This window comes from Streptomyces sp. BK340, from assembly GCF_007827595.1.
Lineage (GTDB): Bacteria > Actinomycetota > Actinomycetes > Streptomycetales > Streptomycetaceae > Streptomyces.
The window spans coordinates 64,733-84,955 of record NZ_VISR01000007.1 but is presented as its reverse complement, the minus strand read 5'-3'; the positions used below and the strand labels follow the sequence as shown (position 1 = coordinate 84,955).

Annotated in this window: 11 protein-coding genes and 2 pseudogenes; 10 read left to right on the top strand and 3 right to left on the bottom strand. The window is 75.3% G+C overall.

The features are described from left to right. Positions 1–217 precede the first annotated feature (217 nt). Positions 218–1,708 carry an FUSC family protein gene (locus tag FB157_RS15855; RefSeq protein WP_145880123.1) on the bottom strand — a complete coding sequence of 497 codons (1,491 nt, stop codon included), beginning with the start codon at positions 1,706–1,708 and terminating at the stop codon, positions 218–220. A 249-nt stretch (positions 1,709–1,957) separates the two neighbouring features. On the opposite strand from FB157_RS15855, the gene FB157_RS15850 reads away from it, so the two are divergent. The 4 genes and pseudogenes from FB157_RS15850 (at position 1,958) to FB157_RS15835 (ending at position 5,236) form a co-directional block, all read left to right on the top strand. Next, positions 1,958–2,434, top strand: a complete 477-nt coding sequence (locus FB157_RS15850; protein ID WP_186581529.1) for an Lrp/AsnC family transcriptional regulator — start codon at positions 1,958–1,960, stop codon at positions 2,432–2,434. A gap of 20 nt (positions 2,435–2,454) precedes the next feature. Beyond that, a complete protein-coding gene (locus FB157_RS15845) occupies positions 2,455–3,150 on the top strand; it encodes an HAD family phosphatase (RefSeq protein WP_145880120.1) in 696 nt (231 codons plus the stop codon). A gap of 36 nt (positions 3,151–3,186) precedes the next feature. Beyond that, positions 3,187–3,484 (top strand): annotated as a pseudogene (locus FB157_RS48415) (glycosylase); the annotation flags it as partial. 249 nt (positions 3,485–3,733) lie between these two features. Then, on the top strand, positions 3,734–5,236 hold the full coding sequence (locus tag FB157_RS15835; protein WP_145880118.1) for an MFS transporter: 1,503 nt from the start codon (positions 3,734–3,736) through the stop codon (positions 5,234–5,236). Between the two features lie 91 nt (positions 5,237–5,327). Here the strand turns inward: FB157_RS15835 and FB157_RS15830 are convergent, their stop codons facing one another. Next, positions 5,328–6,119, bottom strand: a complete 792-nt coding sequence (locus FB157_RS15830; RefSeq protein WP_145880116.1) for a LysR family substrate-binding domain-containing protein — start codon at positions 6,117–6,119, stop codon at positions 5,328–5,330. A 58-nt stretch (positions 6,120–6,177) separates the two neighbouring features. On the opposite strand from FB157_RS15830, the gene FB157_RS47940 reads away from it, so the two are divergent. Next, entirely contained in the window at positions 6,178–6,579 is a 402-nt protein-coding gene (locus tag FB157_RS47940; RefSeq protein ID WP_145880421.1) for a DUF5997 family protein, read from the top strand. On the opposite strand, the pseudogene FB157_RS15820 reads toward FB157_RS47940, so the two are convergent. Beyond that, a pseudogene (locus FB157_RS15820) lies at positions 6,579–7,318 on the bottom strand (DUF6519 domain-containing protein); the annotation flags it as partial. The gene FB157_RS47940 and the pseudogene FB157_RS15820 overlap by 1 nt on opposite strands. A gap of 206 nt (positions 7,319–7,524) precedes the next feature. Here FB157_RS15820 and FB157_RS15815 point away from each other — a divergent pair. The 5 genes from FB157_RS15815 to FB157_RS15795 are packed head-to-tail and all read left to right on the top strand — an operon-like array spanning position 7,525 to position 20,008. Beyond that, positions 7,525–8,379, top strand: a complete 855-nt coding sequence (locus FB157_RS15815) for a DUF4132 domain-containing protein (protein WP_145880114.1) — start codon at positions 7,525–7,527, stop codon at positions 8,377–8,379. After that, positions 8,376–13,376: a PHP-associated domain-containing protein gene (locus FB157_RS15810; protein ID WP_145880112.1), complete on the top strand. Its 5,001-nt coding sequence runs from the start codon at positions 8,376–8,378 to the stop codon at positions 13,374–13,376. Before FB157_RS15815 ends, FB157_RS15810 begins: the two co-directional genes overlap by 4 nt. 49 nt (positions 13,377–13,425) lie before the next feature. After that, the gene (locus FB157_RS15805) at positions 13,426–14,595 is read left to right on the top strand and encodes an AAA family ATPase (protein ID WP_145880110.1); all 1,170 of its coding nucleotides are present in this window, start codon (positions 13,426–13,428) and stop codon (positions 14,593–14,595) included. A gap of 5 nt (positions 14,596–14,600) precedes the next feature. Then, on the top strand, positions 14,601–18,116 hold the full coding sequence (locus FB157_RS15800; protein WP_186581528.1) for a DUF5682 family protein: 3,516 nt from the start codon (positions 14,601–14,603) through the stop codon (positions 18,114–18,116). Beyond that, entirely contained in the window at positions 18,113–20,008 is a 1,896-nt protein-coding gene (locus FB157_RS15795) for a hypothetical protein (protein WP_145880106.1), read from the top strand. The genes FB157_RS15800 and FB157_RS15795 overlap by 4 nt, the downstream gene beginning before the upstream one ends. Positions 20,009–20,223: the final 215 nt, after the last annotated feature.

Sequence of the window (20,223 nt, the reverse complement as noted above, 5' to 3'; positions counted from 1 at the left end):
AGCGGTGATCCCGACGGAGCCGACAGAGCGCGCCCCAGACCGCACAGGAGAGCCAGGGCCACCGCAACCGCAGCCCCGACGGGCCGGTGCGCGCCGGAGCCTGCCCGACCGGGGCCCGGGAGCCCGGTGGACACCCTCAGAGCCCCCCCGCCATGACGACCGCACCCCCGAATCAGCCGCAAGGCCGCCCCGGAGGCGCGTCGTCGGCGTCCTGCCCTCAGGCCCCCACCAGCGGTGATCCGGATGGGGTCCGCAGGGGCTCGGCCAGGTCGGCCAGGGCGCGCTCCAGACCGTGCAGGTGGGCCAGGGCCGGCTCGGCCGGGGCATCGGCGGGGCGGTGGACGCGGTCGGAGCCGCCGGTGGTGAGCGCCTCGACCGCGGACTCCACGCGCCAGCAGGCGGTGGCCAGGCGGGCGTCGTGGGAGGCCTCGGGGTCGGCGGCGACGGCGACCAGGCCGCGGATCTCCCGGGCACAGTCGTCCAGGAGAGCGAGGACCCGGCGGGCGCGCCGCTTGCGGCCGAGCATCGGGTTCAGCGGGTGCACCAGCGGCGCGACCGAGAGCCGTACCCGGCCGAGCAGCTGCTCCAGCTCGGCCACGCGCGGCGCCGGGTCGGCCGTGGCCGAGCCCGCGAGGCGCGCGGCGGCCTCCGCGGTGCAGGCGTGGACGCAGCGCAGGGCGCGCTGGATCCAGGCGTCGGTGGTGGCGTGGGTGGTGACGGGCAGCACGAACAGCACGGCCAGCACCGCGCCGAGGGCGCCGACGCCGGTCTCGGTGAGACGCAGCGCCAGCAGACCCGGGCCGAGGACACCGAGCAGGCCGTAGAGCAGCTCGGCGAGCAGGGTCACCCAGAGCATCATCCAGGTGTACGAGACGGCGGCCGTGTAGAAGATGCCGAAGACGGCGACCGCCACGAGGACGGCCGTCGGGACCGGCGCACCGTCCACGGGTACGGCGACGAGGAAGCCCAGACCGATGCCGATGACCGTGCCGAGGACCCGCCGGAAGCCGCGTACCAGCGTCTCGCCGCGCGAGGCGGTGTTGACGAAGACCCACCAGGTGGCGCCTACGGCCCAGTACCAGCGCTGCCCGGACACCAACTGCCCCACGACCAGCGCGAACCCGGCGCCGGCGACCGCCTGGACCGCCTGCCGCGTGGTCACGCGGGCCAGCCCGGACCCGGCCGCCGGCACGGGTACGACGGCCGGGGGAAGCCGGCGCTCGTAGCACCACAGGCCGAAGCGCACGGCGGCCGCGCTGAGCACGGACAGCAGGACGGCCGCGTACAGCTCGGGCAGCCGGCCGGGCGTGGCGTGCAGGAACTGGGCCACGAAGAAGGTCATGAAGGCGAACACGCCGAGGCTGTGCCCGCGCGGGCCCCAGCGGCGGGCGTACACGCCCACACCGACGACGGCGAGGAAGGTCAGGTCCCGCGCCACGGGGTGGTCGTGCAGTTCGGCCGCGGCGGCGAGTACGGGCACGCCGACGACGGGCAGCAGCGCGGTGGTGACGGCCTGCCCGCGCACGGTGGCGTCGGTGACGGTGAACAGGGCGAGCAGCGCGGCGAGACCGCCGGTGACCGCGCCGACGAGCGAGTGCCCGGCCAGCCCGCACACGACGACGGCCAGCCCGATGCCGAGGACGGCCCGCGCGGCGAAACGCAACCGCGCCCGCCCCGGGTCCGGAGCCACGAACACCCTCTTCAGCACTGACGCCCTCCCTCGGGAAACACCTGGAACGCCGGGAACACCGGCATACAAAAGGCGCCGCGGGGATCCGCAGCGCCATCGACGTGTCCATGAGAGCATCGCGGGGGTCGATGGCTCAAGTGTCGACTGAATCACTGGACCATTGGCCCAGCATCCTGCGCGCACGATCGTCCGGCTGAATACCAACGGACCAGGTCGGGCGGCACACCGGGGCGCCGACCGGCTGAGCCATTGGTACAGTCGTAGATCATGACCGTGGACGCACTCGACACCCGCATCCTGCGGCTGCTCCTGGAGCAGCCGCGCACCAGCGTGCGCGAGTACGCCCGCGTCCTCGGTGTCGCCCGTGGCACGCTCCAGGCCCGCCTGGACCGTATGGAACGGGACGGCGTGATCACCGGTACGGGCCCTTCGCTCTCCCCCGCCGCCCTCGGCCACCCGGTGCTGGCTTTCGTGCACATCGAGGTCACCCAGGGGCATCTGGACGACGTCGGGGACGCGCTGGCCGCCGTGCCGGAGATCGTCGAGGCGTTCTCGATCACGGGCGGCGGGGATCTGCTGGCCCGGGTGGTGGGTCGGGACAACGCGCATCTGGAGGACGTGATCCAGAAGCTGATCAGCCTGCCTGGCGTGGTGCGCACCCGTACCGAGGTGGCCCTGCGCGAGCGGGTGCCGTACCGGCTGCTGCCCCTGGTGGAGTCGGTCGGGCGGGCGGCCCGCGCCTGACGCTTGGCATGCTGGACCGCATGAGCAAGCTCGGCGCGCTTTCGGTCATCTTCGATCTCGACGGAACGCTGGTGGACAGCGAGCCGAACTACTACGAGGCGACCCGGCAGACCCTGGCCGAGCACGGCGTCCCCGGCTTCACCTGGGCGGAGCACGAGAACTACGTCGGGATCAGCACCCTGGAGACGGTCGCGGTCCTGCGGGAGCGCTACGGCCTGCACGCCACGGTGGACGAGCTGTTCCACGCGACGAACCGGCGTTATCTGGAGCTGGCCCGGGCCGGCACGCACGCCTACCCCGAGATGCGGAAGTTCGTGGAGCTGCTGGCGGCCGAGGCCGTTCCGACGGCGGTGGCCTCCGGCTCCTCCCCCGAGGCCATCGAGGCCATCCTCGCGGGGACCGGTCTGGACGCCTTCCTGCGCATCGCGGTCTCGGCCGACGAGGTGGCCCACGGCAAGCCCGCCCCCGACGTCTTCCTCGAAGCGGCCCGGCGGCTCGGGGCGGACCCGGTCGACTGCGTGGTCCTGGAGGACGCGGCACCGGGCGCGACCGCCGCGCACGCGGCCGGGATGCGCTGCATCGCCGTCCCGTACGTGGCCGCACAGGCCGGCGCTCCCGAGTTCGCCACGGCCGCGCTGCTGCTGCGGGGCGGCCAGACGGAGTTCACGGCACAGTCGGCGTACACCTGGCTGGCCGATTCGGTCACCTCCGGCTGAGCAACTCCCCCACGGACAATGGGAATCGAGGAGCACGTGACCCCGCCCCTCTCACGACGCACCCTCCTCCGGGCGACCGCACTCACCGCCACGGCGACCGGTCCGACCGTGGCCCCCGCCGGTGCGGCGGCCGCCGCCGAGCCACCCGGGTGGCAGGTGAGGCCGTTCGGGCTGGGTGACGTGGCGCTCGGCCGCGGTCCCTTCGCCGACAAGCGCGCCCTGACGCCCGACCACGCCCGCGGCCACGACGTGAACCGGCTGTTCCATCCAGGTCTTCCGCGCCAACGCGGGCCTGTCCACGCGCGGTGCGATCGCGCCCGGCGGCTGGGAGGGGAGCAGGTACGGGGCTCCTGCCCCCCGGGGGGTCTTCGGCGGCCTCGACGCCGGCGTGGCGAACCTCGCCCGGTCCGACGGCACCACCCTGCCGGACGAGATGTGGGCGGCGGCCGTGCGTAGGGCGCGGAAGGCGTCGTACACGCCCTGACGGTTCCGGCACGCGCGACAGCGTGGCGGCGCGAGGCTCCGACGCGCGCGGAAGCGCTCCTTCCGTGCGTTGGGCGGGGTGGCTGCTTAGCGTGACCCCATGACCACAGAACAGGCCCGGCCCGCCCCCGACGACCGGCGGTGGAAGGCGCTCGGGGTCTGTCTGACGGCGGGGTTCATCTCGCTGCTCGACACCTCGATCGTGAACGTGGCGCTGCCCTCGATGGAGCACGGGCTCGGCGCTTCCGAGGCCGCCCAGTCCTGGGTGGTGTCCGGGTACGCCCTCACCTTCGGGCTCGCGCTCGTCCCGGCGGGCCGGCTGGGCGACATCCGCGGGCGGCGGCAGGCCTTCCTGTTCGGGCTCGCCGTGTTCACGCTCGCCTCGGCGGCGTGCGGGCTCGCGCCCGGCGCCTCCTGGCTGGTGCTGTTCCGGCTGGTCCAGGGCACGGCGGCGGGCATGGTCGCACCACAGACCTCGGGGCTGATCCAGCAGATGTTCCAGGGCGCCGAGCGGGCCAAGGCCTTCGGACTGCTCGGCAGCGTCATCGGGGTCTCGACGGCGGTGGGCCCGCTGGCGGGCGGTCTGCTGATCAACGCCGTCGGCACGGACGACGGCTGGCGCTGGGTGTTCTTCGTCAACCTGCCCATCGGGATCGCCGCGTTCGCCGCGGGGCTGCGGCTGCTTCCCCGGTTCCCCGCCCTGTCGGACAAGCGGGAGGAGTTCGACCTGTTCGGGGTGCTGCTCCTCGGCTCGGGCGTGCTCGCGCTCATGCTGCCCCTGGTGCAGGAGCAGCAGTGGACCGGGCGGCTGAAGTGGGCGCTGATGCCGGTGGCCGCGCTGCTGCTGGCCGCGTTCTGGGCGTGGGAGCGACGCGAGGGACGACACGGGCGGGCGCCCCTGGTCGACCTGAACCTGTTCTCCCTGCGGTCCTTCACGCTCGGCGCGCTGATCAGCCTGATCTACTTCGCGGGCTTCACCACGGTCTTCTTCGTCTACACGCTGTTCCTGCAGAACACGGTCGGATACAGCGCGCTGACGGCGGGGCTCACGGTGCTGCCCTTCGCCGTCGCCTCCGCGATCGGGGCCGCCCTCGGTGGCCGACTCGTGGTGCGCCACGGCCGCAAACTCGTCGTCGTCGGTCTGAGCGGGGTCGCGGCGGGGCTGCTCGGGGTGGTCGTGGCGGTGCAGCTGGTGCCCGGGCAGGCCGTGGGATGGGCCTCGGCGCTGCCGCTGTTCATCGGGGGCATCAGCTCGGGCCTGGCGGTCTCCCCGAACACCACACTCACGCTGACCCGGGTCCCCGTGCACCGTGCCGGTGCGGCCGGCGGGGTGCTGCAGACCGGACAGCGCGTGGGCTCGGCCGCCGGGATCGCCGTGGTCGGCGCGGTGTACTTCGCGCACCTGGCCAACCACGAGCGCTCCGTCACGGCGATTCAGCTCGGGCTGCTCACCGCCGTGGGGATCATCATGATCGCGCTGGTACTGGCGGTGGCTGACCTGCGGGAGCGGCGAGTGCATCCCGAGTCGGAGACCGCGGGCGGGACGGTGCGGCGGGGCTCCGAGGAGGGCGGGGCGGAGGAACCGGTCCGGAGCGGGTCCTGAAGAGTCACGGCCTCCGGCGGGGATCCTGAAGGGTCACGATCTCCGGCGGGGATCCTGAAGGGTCACGGCCTCCGGAGCGGATCGTGAGAGGTCACGACTTCCGGCGTGGCTTGCCCCGCTTGGCCGCCGGCTTGGCGCCTCCGGAGCCCGTGCGGCCCCGCGCGCCACGGCTCGCGGGCTTGCCGCCCGTCGACTTCGCGGCCGCCTGCCTCTGCCGGGTGCCGGTCTGCTCCGGGCGCTTCCGCTTCTGATCCGCCTCGTCCTTCGCCGGCGTACGACCGCGCGTGCTGTTGACGGTCCGGCCGCGGACGATGCCGATGAAGTCCTCCACCAGGTCGGTGGTCGCCTCCTCCGGCCAGGACAGGGCGACGCTCGACCGGGGTGCGTCGACGACCGGGCGGTAGGTGAGGTCCCTGCGGTGGTGGAGGCGGGCGAGGGACTGCGGGACGATCAGGAGGCCCACTCCCGCCGCCACCAGCTCGATGGCGCCCTCCGTCGTCGCGGGGCGTTCGAAGGCGGGCTCGCCGGGCGGGCTGTCCCAGTCGAAGACGTCGTCCAGGGGGTGGAAGAGCACCTCGTCGGCGAGGTCGGCCAGGCTCACCTCGTCCGCCGCCGTGATCAGGTGGTCCTTGGGGACCACGACCACCGTGGTCTCGGTGTAGAGGGGGATCGCGCTGAAGAACGTACGGTCGACCGGCAGCCGTACGAGGCCCGCGTCGGCCTCGCCCGCCCGCAGCACGTCCGCCGCCTCGGTGCTGGGCACCGCGACCAGGGTGAGCGGGACGCCGGGCAGGCGCTCGTTCCAGATCCGCACCCACTTGGCGGGCGTCGCTCCGGGGACGTACGCGAGCCGGAACGACGGTGTTTCCTCCGAGCCTGTCACCAGGCCAGGTTACCGGCCGTGGTCGGCCGTCCGGCACGCGGCCGATACCCTTGGCCTCATGAGTTCGCAGCAGAGCACCCAGACGATGAAGCCCGCGACCGCGGCGAAGAAGCTGGGTGTGTACCTCCCCGCCACCCCCGCCGAGTTCCAGGAGGGTGTGGTCTCGCGCGCCGAGCTGAACGAGCTGCAGGCCAACCCGCCGGAGTGGCTGCGTGTACTGCGGGAGAACGGCCCGCACCCGCGCCCGGTGGTCGCCGCGAAGCTCGGCGTGTCCATCGCGGGCCTCGCCCGCGGCGGGGTCACAGAGGCGCTGACCACCGAGCAGATCGAGGCGCTCAAGGAAGAGCGGCCCGAGTGGCTGGACAAGGAGCGCGCCACCCAGGCCGAGGTCCGCAAGGAAACCGTGCGGATCAAGAAGCTGCACAAGGAGCAGCAGGAGAAGGGCGCCGAGCGGCGCTGACGCCCGGCGTAGGCCGTGTCGGTGAACTCGACGTGGTCGCCGACGTCCAGGTCGAGCTTGTCGTCGAGGCCGAGGGTCGCCAACTGCACCCAGGTGCCGTCCAGTTCGTCGACCGGGAAGACCACGGAGCCGTTCTCCCTCGACCACTTGAAGGTGGCGTCATTCGCGTCGCCGCCCGCGTGGACCTCGACCCGGTACAGCTCGTTCTCCGGGCCCCGGTAGCGGGCGTCGGGCCGGACCAGGCAGGGGTCCTCGTCGGCGTGCTCGGGCCGCTCGCTGCGGGCGGCGAGCCTCGCGGAGGGCTCCGCCTGGGCCTTCGTCCACTTCTCGAACGCGTCACGCACGGCCTGGGCGGACGGTTCGCCGCCCTCGATGTCGAGCGCGGACAGGGACAGCGGCAGCACCTGCCAGACCACCTTGGCGCGGACGGCGGTGTCGGGCAGCGCGGCGCCGAGGGCGACCTCGCGCAGCGCCGGGTCCTCGGCCGCGGAGACCGCCCGCTCCCACACCTTCAGGTAGACGACGAAGGGCGACTGGGCGGGCGAGGGCAGCCGGTCGACGGGGTTCTCCGGGTCGCGGAAGCCGTCGGGCTGGTTCCAGTAGTCCCAGTGGGCGTCGGTCCCGGGAGCCGGCTGCTCCTTGTCGTCCTCGTCCGGTACGGGGATGCCGGGCGGTCGGCGTCGCACAGGATGCCGTCGACGTAGTAGCGGCCGCCGTGGATGAGCAGGGTGTCGATGTCGAGCCCGGACGACCGCGGCCACCCGGGAGGCAGCGCCCCGCCCGCCCGGCACGCGGATCCGGGGTCCCCGAATCCTCCTCGACTCGTACACGGTCCACGGTGGCCGGTTCCGTCGGGATGCGTGCCTCCCGGGCGGCGGACGGCGTTGTCAGTGGCCTCCCCTAGAGTTCCCGTCACTTGATCACTGCGCATGCGGGGAGGCATGTATGGGGTGGGTTGCGGCCGGCGACTATGAGGTCGCTCTCGACGGCGGGAAAGTGGTGTGCCGCAATGCGGCCGGGCGCCGGCTGAAGTCCGTGCCCGCCAAACTCGGTGACGATCCGGCGGTCGTGGGGCTGAGGCAGCTCGCCGAGTGGCTGGAGCGGCACGAGCGGCAGTGCCTGGCCGACGTCGAGCGGTGGATGGTCCGCTCGCTTCCGGTGCCGTTCGCCGTCATCGCCCGCGTGTGGCCGGACCCCGCCTGGCAGGCCGCGCTGCGCGACGTGGTCGTGACCGGGGACGACGGACAGGTCGCCGGTTTCCTGCGGGACGCCGACCCCGAGCGCGGCCTGGGTCTCGTCGACCTCGACGGCGACACCGTCCGTATCTCCCCCGAACTCGTCCGCATCCCTCACCCGGTCCTCCTGGACGACCTGGAGGAACTGCGCGAGTTCGCCGTCGAACTGGGCGTCGAGCAGCGGGCGGGACAGCTCTTCCGCGAGGTCTGGCAGCGCCCGGCCGGCGTGGACGCCGAGGGCACCCAGGTGGAGGAGTACGCGGGCGGCTCGTACAAGGAACTGCGCTTCCTGCACGGCAGGGTCACCCAGCTCGGATACCGGGTGCGCGGCGGACACGCCGTGTGCTCGGTCCTGGAGGGCGGCCGCGGCACCGAGGCCCGTGTCTGGGTCGGCGACTACGACGGCTACGAGGAGACCGAGACCGGGTCGCTGGTGTGGTCCGACCCCGCCGGGCGCGTGCTGAAGCTCGGTCAGGTCGGACCGGTCGCCTGGTCGGAGGGCATGCGCATGGCGGCGGCGCTGTACGCCGGGCGGGACATCCAGGACGAGGAGCAGGCGGCATGACGGTCATCACCGGGTACGACGAGACCACCACGGCCACGCTGCTGGACGCCGGCGCCGTACTGCCCCCGGGCAGCACCGCGCGCGAGGACGCCGACGGCCTCACCGTCCGCACCTACACACACCCCGCCCTGGACGGCCGTCAGGTGGTCCGCCTGGTGCCGGGCACCCTCGGCGAGGCCGAGGACCTGGCGCTGGAGTTCCTGGGCCTCGCCCGCGAGCCGGACGTGCCCGAGGTCGGGCAGGTACGCAAGGAGACGCTGGGCTTCCCGGCCTGGGCGCTGGTGAACGACCCGGCCAACGGGCACCACGCGCTCGCCCTGGTCAAGGACGTCGAGCGGCTCGCCCGGCAGGCCAAGTCCCGCCCCGGCACCGCCAAGGAGGGCTTCGAGGCGCTCGGCGAGCAGCTCGGCCGCGCCGTGCCGCACTTCCTGCCGACCTTCTACGAGCAGGCCGCACGGGCCTTCCTGCAGCACGAGAACACCACCTACGCGGCCGCCTTCTTCGGCAAGGCCCGCGAGGCCGAGCGGGTGCACGCGCTCGCCGTGGACGAGGAGCGGCAGCGGGCCGTCTTCCTGGAGTTCGCCTTCGCCGGAGCGCTGACCGTCAAGGCCCTCAAGGAGCACGTGAAGGACCTCGCCCGGCGCCTCGACCCGGCCGCCGCGTGGGCGCAGTTCCGGCAGCTGACGGTCGAGCGCTGCGCGGCCGGCATGCCGCCGTACGCCTCGCTGCCGCAGGACGCACGCGGGCTGATCAGGGCGGCGGGCCTGGACCGGGCGACCGAGGAGTGCGCCCTGGTCGCCGACCTGCTGGCCTCCCCCGCCGCCGTCCGGGCGCCCGCGTCCTTCTGGAACTCCTTCCGCACGGTCCTGCCGGTCCTCGCGGAGCGGCAGCCGGCCGTGCGGGCGCGCCTGCTGGAGATCATGCCGGCCGGACTGGGCCGGGAGGTCCAGGACGACGAGTTCTGGCTGACGCTGCTCGCCGAGTGCGGGGCCGAGCGGCTGCTGACCGAGCAGGCGGCGGCCGAGGAGTACGGGGTCGATCCCGCGGACTGGCTGAGCCGCTGGGCGCTCTTCCGCAAGCACGGCGGGTCCTGGTCGCGCCGCTCCCCGGGCACGCTGGCCCTCGTCGAGCGGATGGCTGCGGGGCTGCGTGCCGCCGGGCGGCCGGTCGACCTGTTCACCGGCCGCTGGCACGCGGGCGCCGACCTCGACCTGCTGGACCTGTGCGTGGCCGAGGGCGTCCCGCTCACCGTGCCCGGCCCCGACGTGAACGTGTACCTGGCGCTCACCGACTGGCTGAAGGACACCCGGGCCGGCCGCCGGGACCTGGTGGCCGTCGCGGCCGACCCGCGCCTGCGGCGCCTGCTGCACCAGGCCGTCGAGCCGGTGGGCAAGGACTCCCGCAGTTCCGGCCTGCTGAAGACGGCCGCCGCCCATCCCGTGCTGTCCGTGGTGCTGCGCGAGTGGCTGGACGAGGCCGCCGGGGAGTTCACGCGCGCGGTGGGCCTGCCCCGCGCCCGTGCCGCGCTCGACCGGCTGCGCCCCTTCCGCACGGTCGCCTCCGAGGCCGGTCCCGACGCCGTCGCCCGCGTCGCCGGACACGAGGTGGCGCCGCTGCTCGGCCGCACCCTGCGCGCCGGGATCCTGGACGAACTGGGCTGGGCCGCCCTGGACGAGGCGCTGGAGCTGCTCGACGCCGAGACCAGGAAGGACAAGGACAGCACGCTGACGCTGCACGAGGCGTGGCCCGCACTGATCGTGGTGCGCGGGCACAAGGCGATCGTGGTCGGCCCGGACGGGATCCTCCTCGAACACGACCTGCGGCTGCCCCAGGAGCTGGACCGCTGGCAGCGCCCCCGGTTCCGGTACGTGGACGGGGAGCTGCTGGTGATGTGGCGGCAGGGCCGCACGCAGCACGGCTACTGGTCCGCCCGCCCCACCGAGGTGGTGGAGCTGGGCGGCGAACAGCTCTCGTCCTGGTGGTCGGGCAACGAGACGGACACCGCCTCCGTCCCGCTGCCGGACGGCGGCCGCGCGACCGGCGGCCGCACCCTGCACGCGGGCGACACGGTCCTGCCCCCGAGCCGCGCCGTCATCGCCGACGGCACCACGTACTGGCGTCAGGGCAGGCAGGGCCTGGAGACCGTCTGGCTCGAGTACGACCCGGCCACCGGCACGCACGGCCGCGCCTCCCTGCCCGCACTGCTGCGCGCCGGGATCCGGGACGAGACGTCCCTGCTGCCCGGTTTCTGCGAGGTGCTGCCGCTCCGACCGGGGCTGGAGGACAGCCCGTTCGGCACCGACGGGACGGTGCTCGGCCGGTGGGTGCGCGCGGAGGGCAAGGGCGCCGACGCCCGCAGGACCGCCGGTACGCCCGACGGGCGCACGGTCTCCATGCCCGCGTCCTACGGCGGTCGGACCGGCTCGGCGCCGCTCGGCGCCCTGCGGCTGCCCGGCGGGGCCGAGCCCGTGGCCGCGCAGATGATCCGGCAGGTCGGCCTGTTCGCCTCCGACGACACCTCCGCGGACGGCGAACTGGGCCGGGTGACGCCGAACGAGCGCGGCAGCGAGTTCGCCGCCGGAACCCGGCTGGTGCCGCCCCTGCCCTTCTGGCATGCGCTGCGCCCCCGTGACGAGCAGGGCTCGGCCGTGCTGCGCGCCCTGACCGACGAACGGGCGGCCGAGCTGCTGCGGGTCACGGCGCTGGCGCTGGAAGGGCGGCGGCAGGCGCTGGAGCGGGCCGGATCGGACGAGGCCGCCAGGGCCGCCGTGCCGTCCGCGGACCACGTCGCCCTCGGAGCCGTCGCCCTCGCCCTGCCCGGCTGCACCGACGGCCGGCTGCTCACGGGTGTCACCTCCCTGGTGCGGGTGACGCTGCGCCTCACCGATGCGGCCACCACGTTCGCGAATCCGCCCCAGGAGCGGCCGCAGAAGGCCGCCGGGGACGAGGAGATGTTCGCCGACTACCGGCCCCGGCACGGCGACGACCGCACCCTGAACAACGCGCTGTCCGGGGTGGTCGGCCTGCACGGCGGGTGGTACGGGGAGCGGTGGAGCGTGCTGCGCCAGATCCGGGCGGTGAACCACGTGCTGTCCGGCGGGGCCGCCGAGGGCAGGCGACTGCCCGACCGGGAGCAGCTCGCCGCGCTGGGCGACGGCTGGCTCAGCGACGAGCGCACCATCCCCGGCATCGGCACGGTCTGGCCGTCCGCGCTGGGCGTCCTGCGGGCGCTCGCCCACCGGGCCGCCTCGCCCGCCCTGTCCGACGCCCGCCGGGAGCCGTTGCTCCTGCTGCTGGAGGCGGTCGCCGAAGGACCGCTGGCGGCGGCCGGCGGCAACCTGCGCGAGATCGTGCTGAACGAGCCGCACGACAAGCAGCAGCGGGCCGGCCAGGTGCTGCGCCGCGAGGGCCGTACCGTCGTGATCCTCGGCTGCCAGAGCATCGACAGCGAGCGGGACCGGGTGCGCTGGCTGGCCCTGGACCACGACCCGTCCGGTGCGTTCGGCGCGATCGCCCACTTCGCGCTGGAGAGCGAGGTCCGGCACGACACGGGGATCTCCGCCGAAGACCTCGCCACCGTCACCCGGCTGATCCGGGACAAGGGCGCCGCGCCCTGGCGGTCCGAGGCGCCCGAGGCGCTGGTCGCGGCGACGGACGGCGGACTCGGTCCACTGCAGGCCGCCGTGCTGCTGGCCGGCCTGCCGCAGTCGCCCGGCGCGGAGGGACTGGCCGTGCTCGGACTCAAGCCCCGGCAGTGCGAGTTCGCCGTCTCCCGGGTCAACGCCCTGGCGCAGGAGGAACGCAACGCCCTGCTCGGCGCCCTGCTGCCCGCGGACCCCGCCGACCTGTGGACCACCGGACCGGACACCGCGGCCGCCGGCCGGGGCTGGGCCGAGCGTCTCGGCTCGCTCGTCCGCGTTCCGGAGGAACTCGCCGCCGACCTGGCCGGGACGGGCGCCGGATACGCCGAGGACGTGCTCAACCCGTCCCGCACCCCCTGGCTCGCCCGCACCACGGTCCTGCGGCCGGACAAGGACGGCAACCTCGCCTGGGCGGACCCGGGCGCGATCCCCGGCCGGCGCGAGCTGGCTGGCGCCGTGAACGACCTGGCCGCGCTGGCCTACGTCCTGCCGTACGGCCACCCGTTGCGCGCGTACCTGCCCGAGGGGCTGGCCGCCCTGCGCCGCCGGATGGCCGATCCGGAGCTGCTGCTCGACCTGGACGTCGAGTGGACGGAGAAAGGCGGCTCGACCGCCGTCGAACTGCGCAGGACGCACGGCCTCCCGGAGACGGGGGGCTCCGACGCGCACGGTCTCACCCGCGTCGGCGAGGCGCTCGTCCTACGTCCCTGGTACCGCGACACGGAGACGGTCCTGGTGCGCCCGGCCGCGCTCACCGGCCCCGACGACACCGTGTTCGGGCTGCTGGAAGGCCTGGTCGGCGGTGCGCGCGGGCACGGGCTGCGCATGCTGCGCACGCTCCTGGGCGACGACCTGGCCCGGGCGGTCGAGGCCGGCGTGGGCACCGAGGGTCCCTCGGGATACGCGCAGGACCCGACCGTCACCGTGCCCGCGCTCGTCGCCGAGGCCGCCGCGGCGCACGGCCTGGGCGAGGACGCGGCAGCGCTCTACCTCATGCTGCTGGCCCTGCCCGACCCGACGGACCGCAACTGCGCACGCTGGACCGGCTGGAAGCCCGCCCGCATGAAGAAGGCCCGTGCGGAGCTGGCCGCGACGGACCTGGTCGTGGAGGCCAAGCGGCCACGCGCGGGACGGAGCCTGTTCCTGCCCTGCGGCTGGCGCGAGCTGAAGTCGCCCGCGCTGCCGGTGGAGATCTGGAAGGAGGGCCTGTACCCGGTCCTCGACCGCCGGCGCGCCCAGCCCCTGCTGCCGGTGCCCGAGCTGTTCGCCCGTGCCTGGGAGCGCGTCCGCACCGGGGACGCCCCGGCCTACGAGGAGCTGACCACCCGGGCGACGCGCAGGGGGCGGCGCCGATGATCCTCTCCTCACCGACCACCACCCGCACCACCCCGAAGGGCACCTGCCGATGACCACCGTCCTCGTTCCCGACGCGACCCGTCAGATCGTCCCGCCCGAGGACCGGTACGCCACCGAACTGGCCTTCCTCGCCGCCCACGACGCCGGTCCGCGCCCGCCCGCGTGGCGGCTCACGCCCCGGGCCGTCGTCACCTTCGTGATGGGCAGCGGCGGGCAGGCGCTGCGCCTGCCCGAGGACGCCGAGGTGCCGGACGGGGTGCCGCGGCGCCTGGTGGTGGAGGGCAAGTTCGTCGGCGACCGGGCACTGGTGGAGCGGTGTGTCGTCACGCTCGCCGGCGAGCGGGGCCTGCTGCTCGTCGGCGAGCCCGGCACCGCCAAGTCCATGCTGTCCGAGCTGCTGTCCACGGCCGTCTGCGGAACCAGCGGCCTGGTGGTGCAGGGCACGGCGGGGACGACCGAGGACCAGCTCAAGTACGGCTGGAACTACGCCCTGTTGCTCGCTCAGGGCCCCAGCCGGCAGGCGCTGGTGCCGTCGCCGGTGCTGACCGCGATGTCCCGGGGTGCGATCGCCCGGGTCGAGGAGGTCACCCGCTGTCTGCCCGAGGTGCAGGACGCCCTGGTGTCGCTGCTGTCGGAGCGGCGGATCGCGGTACCCGAACTGGCGGGCGGCGAGGACGCCCTGGCGCACGCGGCGCCCGGGTTCAACCTCATCGCCACCGCCAACCTGCGGGACAAGGGCGTCTCGGAGATGTCCGCAGCGCTCAAGCGCCGCTTCAACTTCGAGACCGTGGGCCCCATTCCGGACCTCGACGCCGAGACGGCGCTGGTGCGCAGCCAGGCCAGGGCGTCGGTGGAGCGGGCCGGGGCGCCCTTCCAGGTCGACGACGCCGTGCTGGAGGCTCTGGTCACCGCGTTCCGGGACCTGCGGGAGGGTCGGTCGACGGAGGGGTGGGAGGTGGAGCGGCCCTCCACCGTGATGAGCACCGCGGAGGCCGTGTCCGTCGCCGGCGCGCTCGGGCTGGCCGCGGCGTACTTCCCCGGTGACCGCGACGTCCTCGGCCTGCTCCCGGGCCATCTCCTCGGTGTCGTGCGCAAGGACGACCCGGCGGATGCGGCCCGGCTGCGCGGCTACTGGGACGGTCCCGTCCGGCGCCGTGCCGAGCAGGGCTCCGCCACCTGGCGGACCCTGTGGGACCTGCGCACGGTCCTGGAGGGCTGACGGCCGTGCTCCACCCTTCTCCCGAGGCCGCCGTCCTGGCCCTCACCGACCCGGCGGCGCCGTACCTCATCGGCGTACGGCACCACGCGCCGTCCCTGGCCGCGGCCGTACCGGCGCTGCTGGAGGCGGCGAAGCCGGACGTCCTGCTCGTCGAACTCCCCGCCGAACTGCAGGACTGGCTGCCCTGGCTCGCCCACGAGGAGACCCGGGCACCCGTCGCCCTCGCCGCCGCACCCCGCGACGGAGGCGGGGGCCCGGCGTTCTATCCCTTCGCCGACTTCTCCCCGGAACTGGTGGCGGTGCGGTGGGCGGCACGGCACGGCGTACCGGTCCTCGCCTGCGACCTGCCGCTCGCGGACCGGGCGTGGGGCCGGGAGGAACCCGAGGAGCCCGCCGGCCACGGGAACCCGGCGGTGGAGGGGTCCCTCGCCGGACTGGGCGCCGCCCTGCGCTCCCGCCTCACCGGACGCCCCGGCGACGACCTCTGGGACCGGCTGGTCGAGGCCACCGCCCCGGGTTCGACACCGGAGGCCCTGCGGCGGGCCGCACTGCTCACGGGGTGGGCGCTGCGCGAGGATGCGGCGGGCTCGGGCGGGGTGCCGGAGCTGGACCTGCGGCGGGAGCGGTGGATGCGGTCGTGTCTCGCCGGGGCCACCGCGAACGGAGAGCGGGCCGCCGTGGTGGTGGGCGCCTTCCACGCGCCGGCCCTGCTGGCACCGGCCGACGACGGCACATCCGGCCGGCCCGCCGCCGCGGCATCGCCCTGGACGACCTCCCTCATCCCGTACACCTACCCCCTCCTCGACGAGCGCTCCGGCTATCCCGCCGGGATCCGGGACCCCGAGTGGCAGCACCGGGTGCTCGGCGCCGCCGGCGATCCGGCCGCGCTGGAGGACGTGCTTACCGGTGCGGCCGTGCGGGTGTGCGCCGAGCTGCGGGCGCTCGGGCATCCTTCGGGGCCGCCCGACGCGCGGGAGATCGTGCGGCTCGCCGGCGATCTGGCCCGGCTGCGGGGGCTGCCCGCGGCGGGGCGGGGCGAGTTGGTGGAGGCCGTGCAGACGGTGCTCGCGCAGGGGGAGCCGTACGGGCGGGGACGGGCTGTCGCCCGGGCGATGGAGAAGGTGCTCGTCGGCACGCGCGCGGGCCGGCCGGCACCCGACGCGCCGCGCAGCGGGCTCGCTCCGGCCGTCGAGGCGGAGCTGGCCGCACTGGGCCTGCCCGGCCCGGCGGAATCCGGCCCCGGCACCGCCCGCGATCTACGTCTCGACCCGCTCCGCTCCGAACTGGACCGCGGCCGCGAACTCCTGCTGCGCCGCCTGACGGTGTGCGCGGTGCCGTACGCGGAACCCAAGGAGGTCGCCGGCGTGGGCGGCGCCGAGGCGCTGACGTCCCGCTGGGAGGTGCGCTGGACGCCCGCGACTGCGGCGATGCTGACCGCGGCGGGCGTCCGGGGCGTCACCCCGGCCCAGGCCGCCGAGGGTCTGCTGCGGGAGCGGCGGCGCACGGAGCAGGACGAGGGCGGGCCCACAGCGGCGCAGGCCCTGCACGGCCTGGAGCAGGCGGCGCAGTGCGGACTGCCGGGCCTGACGGACGAACGGCTCGACGACCTGGCCGAGGTGCTGCCGGACTCCGGCACGCTGCCCGAACTCCTCGCCGGACTGGCCCTGCTGGACCGGTTGGGGTCCGGTCACATCGCGGGGCTGCCGGCCGACGAGGACCGTACGGCACGGGCGGCGTCGGTGGCCGAGCTGCTCACCGCCGCCGCCGTGCGCCAGGTGGACGGCCTCACCGGTTCAGAGGACCCGGCCGACGCGCACGCCCTGCTGGAACTCGCCCACCGGGCCGACCTGTTGGGCGGCATCCGGCTCACCGACGCGCTGGCCCGGCTGGCCGCCGACGGTTCCCCGCTGATGCGCGGCGCCGCGGGTGCCGTACGCGTGCTGCTCGGGCACGAGGATCCGCGGGGCTTCGGCGACCGGGTGGCGTCCTGGGTGGACGGCGCCTGCGATCCCGGGTCCCGGTCCGCGCTGACCGCGCGGCTCGCGGGACTGCTGACCGCGGCGGGCCAGTTGCTGGAGTCGGCGGCGCCCGCGCTGGAGCCGCTGCTGGGGCGGGTGTCGGAGCTGTCCGACCGGGACTTCCTGGACCGGCTGCCCGCGCTGCGGGGCGGCTTCGACACGCTGAGCCCGGCCGCCCGCGACCGGCTCCTGTCCGCTGTCGAGGAGCGCCTGGACGAGCGCCGTCTGGCCGACACCGGCGCCGTCGACCCCGGCGCGCTGGCCGCCTGGACCCGTGCCGACCTCGCCGCCCGCGAGGCCCTCGGTGCCTGGGGGCTCCTGCCGCCGCCCCGGCAGCCGGAGGCCGCCCCGGCCACGGCCGACGGACCGGCCGACCCCGCCTCCGGCTCGGATCACCGACTCGCCCCGGCCGACCGCTGGCGCCTTGTACTGGGCCGCCGGACCGACCAACTCCCCGACTCCGCAAGGCCGTTGGCGACCGCGCTCGACGAGCTGTACGGCAGCGGACGCGGCGAGGGCAGCCGGGGCGACCTCACCGGTGCGGGGCGCGGCGGCGGCCGGGAGGCGTCTTATCCCGGGGTGCGGGAATGGTCCGAGGAGCTGGCGGCGCTCTTCGGCCCGGGCATCCGGGAGGAGGTGCTGGCGGCCGCCGCCGCGACGGGCCGGCCGGACGTGTTCGCGGAACTCGACCCCGCCGCCGCACGGCCCTCGGTCGATCTGCTCCGCTCGGTGCTCCGGCACGCGGGCGGGCTGCCGGAGGCTCGGCTGGCCGCCCTGCGTCCGCTCGTCTGCCGCCTGGTGGACGCGCTGACCCGGCAGCTGGCCACGCGGCTGCGCCCGGCGCTGCACGGCACCGCCCTGCCGCGCCCCAGCCGCCGTCCCGGCGGTGGACTCGACCTGCCCCGCACGCTGCGGGCGAACCTGGCGACCGCGCGCCGCACTCCGGACGGCACGGTCCAGGTCATCCCGGAGCATCCGGTCTTCCGCGCCCGGGCCCGAAAGGCCGCCGACTGGCGGCTGGTCCTCGTCACCGACGTGTCGGGGTCCATGGAGGCGTCCACGGTCTGGGCGGCGCTCACGGCGTCCGTGCTCGCCGGGGTGCCCACCCTGTCCACGCACTTCCTGGCCTTCTCCACCGAGGTCATCGACCTGACCGACCATGTCGAGGACCCGTTGTCGCTGCTGCTCGAGGTCAGCGTGGGCGGCGGGACCCACATCGCGGCCGGGCTGCGGCACGCCCGCGAACTGGTCACCGTGCCCTCGCGGACACTCGTCGTGGTCGTCAGCGACTTCGAGGAGGGCTACCCCCTCGGCGGGCTGCTCGGCGAGGTCCGCGCCCTGGTCGGCGCCGGCTGTCATGTCCTCGGATGCGCGAGCCTGGACGACGCCGGCCGGCCCCGGTACTCCACCGGGGTCGCGAGCCGGCTGGTCGCCGCGGGGATGCCGGTGGCCGCCCTCAGTCCGCTCGAACTCGCCCGCTGGGTAGGGGAGAAGATCGCATGAACCAGGATCTCGAGATCGAGCAGCTCGGGAGCACCGCGCTGCCTCCGGTCGCCCCCGCTGTGACCGCCGAACTCGTCGCGGCGCTCTCGCCCCGGCTGCGCAAGCGGCTCGACGCGGGCGTCGCCAAGCTGGCGGAGCGCCCGGTCGTCCGGGACGGCGACACCGTACGGATCGCCGTCGACGACAGCACCGACGTCGAACTCCACGCCCCCGGCGGCGCGGTGACCAGCACCGAGGCCATCCGCTGCGGCTGCCTGCTGGCACCGGACTGCCTGCACCGCGCCGCGGCGGCGTCGGCGGCACCGATCGCGGAACCGGACGTCGAAGGGGGCGCTGAAGCGGAAGCCGAAGGCAACGCTGAACCGGACGTCGAACCGGGCGCGGAACCGTCGCCCGAACCGGGCGCGGAACGGCCCACAGACCCGAACGCGAACGCGGAACCGGCGGCAGAACCGGGCACGGCCGCCGACTCCGGTGCGGCGCGGACCAGTTCGTCAGAGGAACCGGCGGACGGGACGGAAGCCGGACCCGGCCCCGAACGGGCCACACCCGAGCAGTGCGCCGCCGCTCGTGCCGTCCACGCCGCCGCGACCGCCGTGCTCGAAGCCGGTACGGACGGCTCCGGGGCGGTGCTCCAGACGGAACTGCTGCGCGCCGCGCACACGGCACGCCTCGCGGGTCTCCCGAGGGCCGCCGCCACGGCGGTCTCCGTGGTGACCGCGCTGCGCGCCGCCCGCTCCGCCGACCCGGCCCACCGCCTCGCCGACCTCGTCACCGTGCTGCGCGACGCGCTGTCGGCGGCCCACCGCATCCCGCACGCCGTCGGCCCGGAACTGACCGAGCTGCGCGGTACGGTGCGGCAGCCGTACCGCCCGGACGGCTCACTGCGGCTGTACGGCCTGTTCTCCGAGCCGGTTCTCACGGCGAGCGGGTACGCGGGCGCCGTCACCTGGACCGCCGACGCCGCGGGCCGCCTGTACCAGGTGTCGGACGTGGCACCGGGCGGCGCCGGTCGGGCGGTGGGCGCGGCCGACCGGGCCGTACGCGTCGGCGACACGGCTCTGACCCACCGGGAACTGTCCAGGGCCGGACTCGCGGTGTCGGGGGCGACGGTCTCCCCGACGGGCCGGCTCGGCGCGGGCGCGGGGGTACGGGCGGTCCGCGCGTCCGGTGCCGACTGGCGCGCGGAGCCCCTGGACCGGCTCTGGTCGGTGCCGGTCGCCGACCAGGTGTGCAGTGCCCTGAGCGGGGGCCACGACCTGCTCTTCCTGGAGGTCACCCTCACGGGCACGGTCCGGGAGGCGGCGGGTGACAGTCTGCTCGCCGACTGCGGGGGCGTCCCGTTGCGGCTGACCGCCGCGCACGACCACCCGGCGCTCCCGCACCGCGACAACCTCCGCCTGCTCGCCGCCGCCCGCGGCAGCCGGCTCCGGGTCGTGGCCCGGCTCGTCCCGGCCCCGCATCCCAGGGCCCAACTGCTGGCGGCCGAGCACCCCACCGTCTCCGGCACCCGCGTCGACGCCGGTCTGGACCGGCTGCTCCGAGCCGACCTGCCCACCTCCCCGACGCCTGTGGCCGCGGCGCCCACGCCCGACGAGGCTCCGGTGCACCTGCTGCGCCGGCGCGTGCACCAGGCGGCCTCGGGCGGCCGGATCGTGCTGTCCTTCCCCGGGAACACGGCGGCCGACGTCCGGCGGCTTGGCCGACACGGTCTGGCGACGGCGGGGGACCTCGTGGACGAACTCCACGCGGCCGCGGCGGAGCGGTCCCGCGATGTCTTCGGCCGGCTGCTCCCCGCGGACACCGGCCGGTTCGCCCGGGCCTGGCTGGCCGCGGCCCGCTACACCGACGAGGTCGACCGCGCGCTGTGCGCGGCGGCCTGGGGTGCCTGAGGCGGGCGGACCGGGCGAGGGGGGCGGCCATGCCGGACGGGCCGCCGCTCCCCCGCGCCCGCGGCCCGCCCGGCGTCCGTACGAGCAGGTCGTCGCCGCCGGGTTGAAGTCTGCGACAGCTGGGGACGGCTGGGGTATGCGTACAAGTACGTACGCGGCGCCGGGCGGGAGGACGGCGAGCGGGAGACTCACGCGGAGAGAAGCACGTGGTGCAG

What these genes read in the sequence shown, in the direction of transcription:
- FB157_RS15850 (WP_186581529.1), top strand. Translation starts at nt 1,958, where the DNA reads ATGACCGTGGACGCACTCGACACCCGCATCCTGCGGCTGCTCCTGGAG.
- FB157_RS15845 (WP_145880120.1), top strand. Translation starts at nt 2,455, where the DNA reads ATGAGCAAGCTCGGCGCGCTTTCGGTCATCTTCGATCTCGACGGAACG.
- FB157_RS15835 (WP_145880118.1), top strand. Translation starts at nt 3,734, where the DNA reads ATGACCACAGAACAGGCCCGGCCCGCCCCCGACGACCGGCGGTGGAAG.
- FB157_RS47940 (WP_145880421.1), top strand. Translation starts at nt 6,178, where the DNA reads ATGAGTTCGCAGCAGAGCACCCAGACGATGAAGCCCGCGACCGCGGCG.
- FB157_RS15815 (WP_145880114.1), top strand. Translation starts at nt 7,525, where the DNA reads ATGGGGTGGGTTGCGGCCGGCGACTATGAGGTCGCTCTCGACGGCGGG.
- FB157_RS15810 (WP_145880112.1), top strand. Translation starts at nt 8,376, where the DNA reads ATGACGGTCATCACCGGGTACGACGAGACCACCACGGCCACGCTGCTG.
- FB157_RS15805 (WP_145880110.1), top strand. Translation starts at nt 13,426, where the DNA reads ATGACCACCGTCCTCGTTCCCGACGCGACCCGTCAGATCGTCCCGCCC.
- FB157_RS15795 (WP_145880106.1), top strand. Translation starts at nt 18,113, where the DNA reads ATGAACCAGGATCTCGAGATCGAGCAGCTCGGGAGCACCGCGCTGCCT.